Origin of the sequence: Saccharopolyspora aridisoli, assembly GCF_004348445.1 — a bacterium.
Classification (GTDB): Bacteria; Actinomycetota; Actinomycetes; order Mycobacteriales; family Pseudonocardiaceae; genus Saccharopolyspora; species Saccharopolyspora aridisoli.
The window spans coordinates 38606-50413 of sequence record NZ_SMKV01000040.1 but is presented as its reverse complement, the minus strand read 5'-3'; the positions used below and the strand labels follow the sequence as shown (position 1 = coordinate 50413).

The following is an 11808-nucleotide window of genomic DNA, read 5'->3' as shown; positions in this document are numbered from 1 at the left end:
GGTGGGCAGGATGTTGTCCACCAGGTTGGGCTCGTTGATGGTGCGCCAGAGGTGGTCGGCCTCGGCGCGCGCCTCGGAGTCGGTCAGTTCGGCGAAGTGGTGGAAGTGCGACTTCGGGTCGGCGAAGGCCGTGCTGCGCAGCGCCAGGAACCGGTCGGTGTACCAGCGGGCGATGTGCTCGGTGCGGGCGTCGACGTAGATCGAGAAGTCGAACAGGTCCGAGACGGTGAGGCTGGGACCCGGTTGCAGGACGTTGAGCCCCTCGACGATGAGGATGTCGGGTTGGCGCACCACGTGCCGCTCATCGGGCAGGATGTCGTAGGCGACGTGCGAGTACACCGGGGCGGAGACCTCGGGAGCCCCGGACTTGACCTCGGTGACGAAGCGCAGCAGCGCCCGCCGGTCGTAGCTCTCCGGGAAGCCCTTGCGGTGCATCAGCCCTCGCCGGACCAGCTCGGTCTTCGAGTGCAGGAACCCGTCGGTGGTCACCAGGTCCACGCGCGGGTGGTCGGGCCAGCGGGCGAGCAGGGTGCGCAGGATGCGGGCGGTGGTGGACTTGCCGACCGCGACGCTGCCCGCCAGGCCGATGACGAAGGGCACCTTGGTGCCGTGGGTGTCCTCGCCGAGGAACGTCGTGGTGCTCTCGTGCAGCCGCTGCCGGGCAGCGACCTGCAGGCTGATCAGGCGGGACAGCGGCAGGTAGACGTCGGCGACCTCGTCGAGGTCGACCGGTTCGCCGAGGCCGCGCAGCGCGACCAGTTCGTCTTCGCTCAGCGGGAGGGGGAGCGAATCGCGCAGCTCCCGCCATTGCGCGCGGTGCAGCTCCACGTACGGGCTCAGTTCGCGAACGCGCGTCACAAAGCACCCCTCAGCATCGAGGCCCGGTCGTACTGCTGGCAGCACCGTGAAAAACCCCGGTGGCGCCAGCGAAAACCCTAGGCATACGGCACCCGATAACGCTGTGATCCAGTGCACGCTGAGACGCAGCAGACATGAGCTCAACCGATCAACACCGGGCCGGCGCAACGCGCGCCGGCCCGGTGCTCGCGATCAGGCGTTCATCTTCGACTTCCGGTAGCCGTAGGCGAAGTAGATGACCAGGCCGATGGCGAACCAGCCTGCGAACCGCAGCCAGGTCTCCCACGCCAGGAACGTCACCAGCCAGATCGAGAAGGCGATGCCGATGGCAGGAACCACCGGCATGCCCGGTGTCTTGAACTCGCGGGGCAGGTCGGGGCGCTTGTGGCGGAGCACGATCACCGCGGCGCACACGATCACGAACGCCAGCAGGATGCCGATGTTGGTCAGCTCCGCGGCCTCACCGATGGGCAGCAGACCGGCGATGACCGCCGAGGCGATGCCGATCAGCCAGGTGAACCGGGTGGGCACCTTGCGCACCGGGTGGGTCTTGCTGAACCACGCGGGCAGCAAGCCGTCGCGGCTCATGGAGTAGCCGACGCGCGTCACGCCGAGCATGAAGGTGAACATCACGGTGAGGATGCCCAGGATCGCGCCCACGCCGATGATCGCGCCGAGCATCGGCAGGCCGACGTCGGTGAAGGCGGAGGCGAACGCGCTCTCGCCCTTGATCTGCTCGAACGGGATCATCCCGGTCAGCACCAGGCAGGCCAGCACGTACAGCACCATCGAGATGCCCAGCGAGTACAGGATCGCCTTGGGCATGTGCTTCCGGGCCTCTTCGGACTCCTCGGCAGCGGTGCTCATGGCGTCGTAGCCGAAAACAGCGAAGAACACCGTCGCGGCACCGGTGATGGCCCCGCTCGCGCCGAAGGGGAAGAACGGCGTGTAGTTGCCGGTGTTGACGTAGAAGGCGCCGACGCCGATGACCAGCAGCACCACGGCGACCTTCAGGTACACCAGGAAGGTCTCGAACCGCGCGGCGCTCTTCATGCCCAGGTTCAGCATGAAGGCGATGAACAGGCACAGCAGCACGGCGAAGAGGTTGATCTTGTAGCTGCCGGGCGCGACGCCCTCCTCCTCGGTGCCCGGTGCTCCGAGCATCCACACAGGGAGGTCGATGCCGAGGTAGCCGACCACTTCGTTGAAGTACCCGGAGATGCTGATGGCCACCACTGCCACGATCGCGGTGTACTCCAGCAGCAGGTCCCAGCCGATCAGCCAGCCGACGACCTCACCGAGCACGGCGTAGCCGTAGGTGTAGGCCGAGCCCGCCTTGGGGATCATGCCCGCGAACTCGGCGTAGGAGAACGCTGCGGCGGCGCTGGCGATGCCGGCGATCAGGAACGAGATCAGCACGGCGGGCCCGGCCTTCTCGTTGGCGACCGCGCCGGCCAGCGAGAAGATCCCGGCGCCGATGATGCCGCCGACGCCGATGGCCGTGAGCTGCCACAAGCCCAGGGACTTGCTCAGACCTGTTTCCTCGGCGTCCGAGGTGATGGTCTCGATGGGCTTGCGGCGAAATATTCCCCGCCCGGGTTGCAGGCTAGGTGCTGGCACGTCGACTCCATTGTTCGAACCACAGGTTGCGGCGAAACGTACGCCGCTTGATCGAGTTGTCGCGCTGTGCTGTTGGACGACAGTTCCGGGAGACGGTTGTCGAACGGCACAACAGGCCTGGTCGGTCACCATGGCGTGGGGCACTGGTGGAGGGCTCCGCGCACGGGCCGTGACTGCGGCCGTCCTCGATCGTTAGTGTTCTCACCCGGAGCGTCGAAATGCCGGCCCCAAAGGAAGTGGGAGAGCGATGTCCAGTTATCGCACCGTCGTCGTGGGAACGGACGGCTCCGCGCCTTCGCTGCGCGCGGTCGGCCGGGCCGCCGAGGTCGCCAGCGCCTCGTCGGCACGGCTGGTGATCGTCTGCGCCTACTACCCGACCGACCCGAAGGAGCTGGAACGGGCCGCCGATCAGCTCGGCGACGAGGCGTTCCAGGTCATGGGTTCGGCTCCGGCCCACGACACGGTGCAGACGGCATCGGACACCGCCCGCAAGGCCGGTGCGACCGATGTCGAGACCGTCGCCACCGTCGGCGAGCCGGTCTCGGTGCTGCTGGGCGCGGCCGACAAGCACGGAGCCGACCTGCTGGTCGTGGGTAGCCGAGGGCTCAACACCCTCAAGGGGCGCATACTCGGTTCGGTCCCGTCCGAGGTGTCCCGACGAGCTGATTGCGACGTGCTCGTTGTCCGAACGTCGCGATGACCGGATTCGGCGAATCGAGGAGATCCTCCTCGGTTCGCCGCCCCAGTACACCAAGGGCGAGATCGCCGAGGTGTCCGGCGTTCCCCTGGAACGCGCCGAACAGCTGTGGCAGGCGATGGGCTTCGCGCACGTCGACTCGGACGAGGTGATCTTCACCGACGCTGACGTCGCGGCGCTGCGCGCTCTGGTGTCGCTGGTGTCGGCGGACGTGATCCCCGACGAGCTCGAATCCGCGGTGGCGCGTTCGCTCGCGCAAACCATGTCGCGGCTGGCCGAGTGGCAGACGGGGCTGTTCAAGTCGCTGCTGGGGCAGAGCTTCGCCACCGATGTGGACACCACCACCGAGGTGGCGGCGGCGATCGTGCCGGTCATGGAGAAGATGCAGGACTACGTGTGGCGGCGGCACCTGGCCGCCACCGTGGCCCGCGAGCTCGACGAGCGCGATCCCGGCATCGACGAGCGCGTGCAGGTCGTGGGGTTCGCCGACCTGGTCGGCTACACGCGGTTGATCCGCGACTTCACCGAGCTGGAGCTGACCCGCCTGATCGACGGTTTCGAGTCGCTGGCGGGCGGTGTGGTCGCCCAGAACCACGGCCGCGTCATCAAGACCGTCGGCGACGAGGTCCTGTTCGTGGCCGACAGCCCGCAGGAGGGCGCGGAGATCGCGCTGACCCTCAACGAGGAGATCGCCGAGAACGACCTGCTGCCGCCGCTGCGGATCGCCCTTGCGCGGGGACCGGTGCTGGCGCGCTTCGGCGACGTCTACGGCTCGACGGTGAACATCGCCAGCCGCTTGACCTCGGTCGCCCGTCCCGCCTCGGTGCTCATCGACCGCGAGATGGCCGCCGCGCTGCGCGGCCACGAGGGCTACAAGCTCATCTCGGTGGGGCCCACGAAGGTGCAGAGCTTCCGGGGCTTGCGCGCGTGGGCCCTCAAGCGCCGCTAGGCGCTGTGCTGTTGCCGAGCTCATCCTGCTCGGCGGTGCGGGCGGAAACACCCGAACGGGAGAGCGCAGCTGTCCTCTGGGCCTGGCGCCACTGGTGATGCCTGGCGCTTGCCCGGGGTGGACTCGGCGTCGCGGCGTCCACCCCGAAGGGCAGAGGAGCACGGAGGAACGACACAGTGAGTTCCACACCTGGGGCAGCGGCTGCGCCACATTCCTGAGCAGGCCGCATCCCTGAACGGGCTGAGGCGACCACTCCTGCGGCTCGGCTGTGCGGGTGGGTATCGCCCGCTCGCAGCAATGGGCCTCCGCCGCGCGGTGGAGCCTCAGGCCGCACGACTTCCGAGCGCAGCGGATGTGATCGAGATATCGCTGAACTTGCATGTATCACGCAAGTGTGTGGGGCGACGCCCCGCTCGTAGCTCCAACCTGCGCTTTTGGGGACACCGAAGATCGCGGAACCGCCCTTCGCGAGCGGGTTTTGGGCTGTTCGTCGGCTTGCGGGAGGGTGCGGAGCCCTGTTTGAAGGGTGCTTGAGACCGGATCCGGCATTACGGTCGTGGTATGGCGGATCGGGTAACGCCGATGAGCGGCGAGCATTCCGACGACGTGGCCGAGCTGGTCGCGCAATACGCACAACTGCCGACCGGTGCACCGGTCCGGCTCGCCAAACCCACCTCGAACCTCTTCCGGTTCCGCGCTCCCTCTGACTCCCAGGGGCTCGACGTCGGCCGGTTCACCAAGGTCTTCGACGTCGATGCCGAAGCCGGAACCGCGCAGGTCCAGGGCATGGCGACCTACGAGCAGGTCGTGGACGCGCTGCTGCCCACCGGGCACATCCCGAAGGTGGTGCCGCAGCTCAAGACCATCACGCTGGGCGGCGCGGTTGCCGGGCTGGGAATCGAGTCGACCTCCTACCGCAACGGGTTGCCGCACGAGTCGGTGCGCGAGGTGGAAATCCTCACCGGAGACGGTTCGGTGGTGGTGGCGCGACCGGACAACGAGCACGCGGATCTGTTCCGGGGATTTCCCAACTCCTACGGCACGCTGGGCTACGCGCTGCGGTTGGAGATCGAGCTGGAGGAGGTCAAGCCCTACGTCAAGCTCCGCCACATCCCGTTCGCCTCCGCCGCCGAGTGCACCGAGGCGATCACCAGGATCTGCGCGAACGGTGAATTCGACGGCGAGCGAGTCGATTTCGTCGACGGGACCGTGTTCACGCCGACCGAGCACTACCTCACCCTCGGGTCCTACGTGGACTCCGCGCCGTTCACCAGCGACTACACCGGTGAGCAGATCTACTACCGGTCGGTGCAGCAACGCCGCACCGACCACCTGAGCATCCACGACTACCTGTGGCGCTGGGACACCGACTGGTTCTGGTGCTCGCGGGCGATCGGCGTGCAGCACCCGCTGGTCCGCCGCTTCTGGCCGGCGAAGTACAAGCGCTCCGACGTCTACCGGCGGATCGTCGCCTGGGACCGGCGGCACTCGGTGACCGACCGGCTCGCCGTGCTGCAGGGCAAGGGCCTCAACGAACCCGTGATCCAGGACGTCGAGATCCCGGTCCAGCGGTTGCCGGAGTTCCTGGAGTTCTTCCACCGCGACATCGGCATCTCGCCGATCTGGCTGTGCCCTGTGCGGCTGCGCGACCGCGAGGGTTGGTCGCTGTACCCGATGGACCCCGACACCCTCTACGTCAACGTCGGGTTCTGGGCGACGGTGCCGCTGCGCCCCGGCGAGGCGCCGGGCAGGCACAACCGCGCGATCGAGCGGAAGGTGACCGAGCTCGACGGGCACAAGTCGCTGTACTCCGACTCCTACTTCGAGGAGGACGAGTTCTGGCGGCTCTACAACCGACCGGCCTACCAGCGGCTGAAGGACACCTACGACCCGAAGGACCGATTGCCGGGGCTGTACGAGAAGTGCGTTCGCGAGCGCTGACTCGCGGCAGACGACACATCAAATTGGAGAGGAGACCCTCTGATGGGATGGGCAGGGGTGTTCGAGCGGATTCTCGGCGGCGACCTGTCGGTGGAGATCCGAGCCTTCGACGGCAGCCGAGCCGGGGCCGCCGGGGCCGATGTGTGCGTGGAAGTCCGCTCGCCGCTGGCGCTCTCGCACCTGGCCAACGCGCCCGGTGAACTGGGACTCGCCCGCGCCTACGTCAGCGGCGCGCTGGAAGTGCACGGCGACATGTACGGCGCGCTGGCGGCGTTCCCGTCGGTGACGCTCAACGACGTGCCCGCGGACCTGCGCCGTGAACTGTTCTTCAAGCTGGCCGGGTACCGGTTCTGGTGGCCGGTCCGGGTGCCGGAGGTCGAGCACCGCTCGCGCGGCTGGCGGCACTCCAAGCACCGCGACAGCCAGTCGATCTCGTACCACTACGACGTCTCCAACCGGTTCTACGAGCACGTCCTCGGCCCGTCGATGACCTACACCTGCGCGGTCTACCCCGAGCAGGACGCCACCCTGGAGCAGGCGCAGTTCACCAAGCACGACCTGGTGGCCCGCAAGCTCGACCTGTCCGAAGGCCAGCGGCTGCTCGACGTGGGCTGCGGCTGGGGCGGCATGGTCATGCACGCCGCCGAGCACTACGGGGTGCGCGGGCTGGGAGTCACGCTGTCGCGGCAGCAGGCGCAGTGGGCGCAGAAGGCCATCGCCGAACGTGGCCTGGCCGACCTCGCCGAGGTCCGCTACATGGACTACCGGGACGTGCCGGAAACCGGGTTCGACGCCGTGAGCTCCATCGGCCTGACCGAGCACATCGGTCTCAAGCAGCTGCCGCACTACTTCTCGTTCCTGCAGAACAAGCTGGTGCCGGGTGGCCGGTTGCTCAACCACTGCATCACCCGTCCGCACGGTCAGCAGAGGGCGCGGACGGGCAAGTTCATCGGCCGCTACGTGTTCCCCGACGGCGAGCTCGAACCGGTCGGCACCCTGGTGTCGGCGATGAACGACAACGGCTTCGAGGTGCGCCACGAGGAGAACCTGCGCGAGCACTACGCGCTGACGCTGGCCCACTGGTGCGAGAACCTCGACCGCAACTGGTCGGCCGCGGTGGCCGAGGCCGGTCACGCGCGGGCGCGTGTGTGGCGGCTGTACATGGCCGCCTGCCGGCTCGGTTTTGAGCGCAACAACATCCAGTTGCACCAGGTGCTGGGCGTCAAGCTCGACGGCACCGACGCGCGCATGCCGTTGCGCCCGGCGTTCTGACCGATTAGTCCTGGCGCTCGTCCGGGTCTACCCCTTCACACCGGTTCTCTTCGCGAAGGGACAGACCCATGTACGAGTTCACCCAGAAGATCACGCCCAACCTGTGGTTCGACAGCGAGGCGGAGGACGCCGCCAAGTTCTACTGCTCGGTGTTCCCGGACTCGCGCATCGTGCACGTGCTGCACAACGGCGAAGCCGGGCCGGGAGAGCAGGGCGGCGTGCTGGTGGTCCAGTTCGAACTGGCCGGGCTGAAGTTGGTGGCGATCAACGGCGGCCCGGTCTTCAAGCTCTCCGAGGCGTTCTCGCTGGAGGTCACCTGCGAATCGCAGGAGGAGATCGACCGGCTCTGGGAGGTGCTGGGGGAGGGCGGCGAGTACCAGCCGTGCGGCTGGCTCAAGGACCGCTTCGGCCTGTCCTGGCAGATCACCCCTCGGCGCCTGATGGAGCTGATCACCTCATCGGATCCCGCGGTCGCCGAGCGCGCCATGAAGAAGATGTTCGAGATGCGCAAGTTCGACATCGCCGAGCTCGAAGCCGCCGCCTTGGGGTGAGGGGCGGTTCAGTCCGAACGTTCGTCGAGGTCGTCGAGGGACAGAGGCGGGACCAGGTCTGAGGACCTGGTCCTGTTCCAGTGGTGCCCGGTCTCCCGGCGATCCTCGCGGCTGGTGAAGCGGTAGCGGTAGAGGTCGGCCTTGACCAGCTTCGGCGGTTCGTCCGGGAACGGGTTGTGGCGGAGCAGCGCCAGCACCGGGGCTTCACCGCGGAGCAGAGCCGCCATGAACCGGGGCAACCAGGCGCGTCCGTAGGACGGGTTGATGGCCACGAACCACATCAGCCAGTCCAGGCGCAGGTGGTACGGCGCGACCTGCGGAGGTCTGCGCGCTGGGTCGCCGGGCTTGCCCTTGAACCCGTACTCCCACCACGGCCCCGCCGAGCTGCTCGCACCGAGCACCACGACCTCGTAGCGCACCCTGGTGATGCTGCCGAACGCGCCGTAGGTGTTGCCCAGGTGCAGCCGGTTGAAGCTGCGGTTCATGACCTGACCGCGCCCCAGCATGTTTCGCACCGGCCAGTACGCCAGCACCGCGAACAGCGCCGTCACCGCCAGCACGAGCACCGCGAACCAGCCAGGCAGGTCGGGGAGCGCGCCCGGTGGCCCGCCGACGGCGGCGAACGCCAGGGTGATGGTCAGGAAGTTCAGCCAGGCGAAGTTGCCGCTCACCATCAGCCACAGCTGCGTGACGACGATGGTCGCCGCCGCGACGGTGGCCACCGGTTGCGGGGCGAACAGCAGGAACGGCACGACCAGCTGGGTCCCGTGGTTGGCCAGCACCTCCACCTCGTGCAGCGGGCGCGGCAGCAGGTGGAACCAGCGGCTCAGCGGACCGGGCATCGGTTGGGTCTCGTGGTGGTAGTGCAGCGCCGTGAGGTCGCGCCAGCAGGAGTCGCCGCGCAGCTTGATCAGCCCGGCGCCGAACTCGACGCGGAACAGCAGCCAGCACAGCAGCCACAGCACCGGCGCCGGCGGGGCGACGTGCGCCGGGCCCAGGAAGACCGCCAGGAAACCGGCTTCGAGCAGCAGCGATTCCCAGCCGAAGCCGTACCAGACCTGGCCGACGTTGACGATCGACGAGTACAGCACCCACAGCAGTGCCCACACGAGCATCCAGCCCCACACCGGAGCGAAGTCGGCGAACTGGGCGAGCAGGCTCGCGGCGATGCCGGTCCAGGCCACCCCCGCCAGCCAGCGATCGGAGCTGCGGAAGTGGAACACGCTCGGTGCCCGGCGGAACGGCACGCGGTCGACGAACCGGGCGACCGGCGTCAGCCCGCGCTCGCCGAGCAGACCGCGGAACTGCCGCAGGAAGCAGACGAAACCGATCAGGTAGATCAGGGCGAGCAGGTGGGTGACGGCGAACCTCGCCGCCTGGTACTCGGGTGCGCTCAGCCAGTGCCACATCGCCGCGCCTCCTTCCGCACTGCTCGTCGAGTCCTGACATGCACGGAGTCGCTCGGGTTCCGCGACCCGCACCGCCAAGCAGGTCCTCAGCAGGTCCTAGAATCGCGCATCTGCGAAGTGTGTGGAGGCTGGGCTGTGCTGGACGAGGTGGTGGAGGTGCTGGCCTGCCCGCACTGCGGACTCGACCTGGAGCGCAGCGGGAACTCGCTGCGGTGCTCGTCGAACCACGTGTTCGACTTCGCGCGGCAGGGCTACGTCAGCCTGCTCTCGGGCCGCAGCAAGGTCGTCGGTGACACCGCGGAGATGGTCGCCGCCCGTGCCGAGTTCCTGGGCGCCGGGCACTACGACCCGATCGCCGAGGCGGTGGCGTCAGCGGTCACCGGTGACGGTCCGGTGGTCGACATCGGGGCCGGCACGGGCTTCTACCTGGCCCGCGCCCTCGGCGACCGGATCGGCGTGGCCCTGGACGCCTCCAAGTACGCGTGCCGCCGGGCGGCCAAGGCGCACCTGCGCATGGGCGCGGCGGTGGCCGACGCCTGGCAGCCGCTGCCGATCCGCACCGGTGCGGCGGGTGTCGTCCTCAACGTCTTCGCTCCGCGCAACGCGTCGGAGATGCGCCGGATCCTGCGCCCCGGCGGTGAGCTCGTCGTCGTGATCCCCAACCCCGGTCACCTGACCGGCCTGGTCGACCGCCTGGACCTGCTCAACGTCGACGAGTCCAAGCCGGAACGCCTCGCCGACCAGCTCCGAGGTCACTTCACCCCGCTGGAGCGGCGCACGGTCGAGTTCCGGCTCGAACTGACCCACGCCGAGGCCCTGGCAGCCGTGGCCATGGGGCCCAGCGCATGGCACACCACGCCCGAAGCCCTCGAAGCCAAGATCGCAGCCCTGCCCTCACCCGTGACGCCGACGGCCGCGGTCGCGGTCGCCCGCTACCGCCGAAGCCCCTGAGCGCCGAAGCACGGGACGCCCGGTGGTGGCGCGCCCCGTGCGGCGTGGTTCTCAGTCCCTCGCGTGGACCTCCTGCGGGATGTTCCACGGGTTCTGGTCTTGGAGGGGCTGGGGGAGCAGGGCCGGCGGGACGTCCTGGTAGGTCACCGGGCGGAGGAAGCGGTCGATGGCCGCCGTGCCGACCGAGGTGAAGCGGGCGTCCGTGGTGGCCGGGTAGGGGCCGCCGTGATGCATGGCGTGGGAGACGGCGACGCCGGTCGGCCAGCCGTTGAACAGCAGGCGCCCGGCGCGTTCCCGCAGGCGCGGTAGGAGCGTGGCGACGAAGTCGGTGTCGGAGTCCTCCGCGTGGACCGTCGCGGTGAGGTTGCCCTCGAACGCCTCGGCCGCGCGGCGGGCCTCGTCCTCCGAGGCGTAGGCGACCACGATGGACAGCGGGCCGAAGACCTCCTCCAGCAGCGCGTCCCGGTTGGCCAGCAGGGTGTCCACGTCAGTGGCCAGCAGCGTCGGCGCTGCCCCGTCCTCTGCCGAGTTGCTCGCGCCGTCGGTCAGCACGCGCACTCCCGGGACGTCGGTGACCACCGAGCGCCGACCGCAGTAGCCCTCGTGCAGCCGCTCGTTGAGCAGCCGGTGGGCCGCCACGCCCGCCGACTCCTCGGCGAGCGCGCCTTCCAGGCCGTGGTCGGCGGGCAGGAACAGCAGGCCGGGCTTGGTGCACAGCTGACCGGCGTTGCCGGAGTAGGAGGTCACGTAGCCCTTGGCGATGTCGGTTCCGCGCGCGGCGACGGCACCCGGGGCGACGAACACCGGGTTGAGGCTGCCGAGCTCACCGAAGAACGGGATCGGCTTCGGCCGCGAGTTGGCGATGTCGAACAGCGCGCGCCCGGCCGGCACCGAACCGGTGAACGCGGCCGCCTTGATCCGCTCGTCTCGCAGCGCGTCCGCGCCGGTGTCGAAGCCGAGCACGACGCTGAACGCGCCTTCCGGCGCGCCTGCCGAGCGCAGCGCCTCGGCGACGATCTCACCGGTCCGCAACGACAGCTCCGGGTGACCGGGGTGGCCCTTGAGGACCACCGGGCAGCCGGCCGCGAGCGCTGCGGCGGTGTCACCACCGGCGACGGAGAACGCGAAGGGGAAGTTGCTGGCGGCGAACACCAGCACCGGGCCCACCGGCAGCATCATCCGCCGCAGGTCCGGCTTGGGGCCCAGCGCGAAGTCCGGGTCGGCTCGGTCGAAGGTGACCCGCAGGTGGTCGCCGGGCTCGACGGTGTCGGCGAACAGGCGCAGCTGGAAGGTGGTCCGCTTGAGCTCACCGGTCAGTCGGGCCTCGGACAGGTGAGACTCGTCGAGGGCCAGCGGGATCAGTTCACCGGCCGCCGCGTCCAGGGCGTCGGCGACGGCCCGCAGCTGGCGGGCGCGCTCGGCCGGGGCCTGCTCGCCGAAGGGCTCGGCGGCGTCGGCGGCCCGCTGCAGCGCGGCGTCGAGTTCAGCTCGGGTGGTGTCCGGGATCTGCGTCGCGGTCAACGTCCCATCCTTTGCGCGATCGGGAGAGGTCCACATCCA

Annotated in this window: 10 protein-coding genes; 6 read left to right on the top strand and 4 right to left on the bottom strand. The window is 69.1% G+C overall.

Annotated features, from left to right (window positions below):
* Together coaA and E1161_RS23320 are read right to left on the bottom strand one after the other, a co-directional pair.
* A partial coding sequence (gene coaA, locus E1161_RS23325; RefSeq protein ID WP_132626788.1) for a type I pantothenate kinase occupies positions 1–858 on the bottom strand: 858 nt, incomplete at its 3' end.
* Between the two features lie 192 nt (positions 859–1050).
* Positions 1051–2478: an amino acid permease gene (locus E1161_RS23320; protein WP_235875248.1), complete on the bottom strand. Its 1428-nt coding sequence runs from the start codon at positions 2476–2478 to the stop codon at positions 1051–1053.
* Positions 2479–2725: 247 nt separating this feature from the next.
* Between E1161_RS23320 and E1161_RS23315 the strand changes: the two genes are divergently transcribed.
* The 5 genes from E1161_RS23315 (at position 2726) to E1161_RS23295 (ending at position 7888) form a co-directional block, all read left to right on the top strand.
* Positions 2726–3178 carry a universal stress protein gene (locus E1161_RS23315; protein WP_132626786.1) on the top strand — a complete coding sequence of 151 codons (453 nt, stop codon included), beginning with the start codon at positions 2726–2728 and terminating at the stop codon, positions 3176–3178.
* Positions 3159–4124, top strand: a complete 966-nt coding sequence (locus tag E1161_RS23310; RefSeq protein ID WP_235875247.1) for an adenylate/guanylate cyclase domain-containing protein — start codon at positions 3159–3161, stop codon at positions 4122–4124. The genes E1161_RS23315 and E1161_RS23310 overlap by 20 nt, the downstream gene beginning before the upstream one ends.
* Positions 4125–4685: 561 nt before the next feature.
* Positions 4686–6065, top strand: coding sequence for an FAD-binding protein (locus tag E1161_RS23305; protein ID WP_132626784.1), 1380 nt, complete (start codon positions 4686–4688; stop codon positions 6063–6065).
* Between the two features lie 42 nt (positions 6066–6107).
* On the top strand, positions 6108–7337 hold the full coding sequence (locus E1161_RS23300; RefSeq protein WP_132626782.1) for an SAM-dependent methyltransferase: 1230 nt from the start codon (positions 6108–6110) through the stop codon (positions 7335–7337).
* 68 nt (positions 7338–7405) lie between these two features.
* Complete coding sequence (locus E1161_RS23295; protein WP_132626780.1) at positions 7406–7888, top strand: VOC family protein; 483 nt, start codon at positions 7406–7408, stop codon at positions 7886–7888.
* An 8-nt stretch (positions 7889–7896) separates the two neighbouring features.
* On the opposite strand, the gene E1161_RS23290 is transcribed toward E1161_RS23295, so the two are convergent.
* Positions 7897–9297 (bottom strand): lipase maturation factor family protein, encoded by a 1401-nt coding sequence (locus tag E1161_RS23290; protein ID WP_132626778.1) that lies wholly within the window; start codon positions 9295–9297, stop codon positions 7897–7899.
* 135 nt (positions 9298–9432) lie between these two features.
* On the opposite strand from E1161_RS23290, the gene E1161_RS23285 reads away from it, so the two are divergent.
* Entirely contained in the window at positions 9433–10248 is an 816-nt protein-coding gene (locus E1161_RS23285; protein ID WP_132626776.1) for a putative RNA methyltransferase, read from the top strand.
* Positions 10249–10299: 51 nt separating this feature from the next.
* On the opposite strand, the gene E1161_RS23280 is transcribed toward E1161_RS23285, so the two are convergent.
* On the bottom strand, positions 10300–11805 hold the full coding sequence (locus E1161_RS23280; RefSeq protein WP_132626774.1) for an aldehyde dehydrogenase (NADP(+)): 1506 nt from the start codon (positions 11803–11805) through the stop codon (positions 10300–10302).
* Positions 11806–11808 lie beyond the last annotated feature (3 nt).

Coding starts and splice junctions, on each gene's coding strand:
- E1161_RS23315 (WP_132626786.1), top strand. CDS start 2,726: ATGTCCAGTTATCGCACCGTCGTCGTGGGAACGGACGGCTCCGCGCCT.
- E1161_RS23305 (WP_132626784.1), top strand. CDS start 4,686: ATGGCGGATCGGGTAACGCCGATGAGCGGCGAGCATTCCGACGACGTG.
- E1161_RS23300 (WP_132626782.1), top strand. CDS start 6,108: ATGGGATGGGCAGGGGTGTTCGAGCGGATTCTCGGCGGCGACCTGTCG.
- E1161_RS23295 (WP_132626780.1), top strand. CDS start 7,406: ATGTACGAGTTCACCCAGAAGATCACGCCCAACCTGTGGTTCGACAGC.
- E1161_RS23290 (WP_132626778.1), bottom strand. CDS start 9,297: ATGTGGCACTGGCTGAGCGCACCCGAGTACCAGGCGGCGAGGTTCGCC.
- E1161_RS23280 (WP_132626774.1), bottom strand. CDS start 11,805: ATGTGGACCTCTCCCGATCGCGCAAAGGATGGGACGTTGACCGCGACG.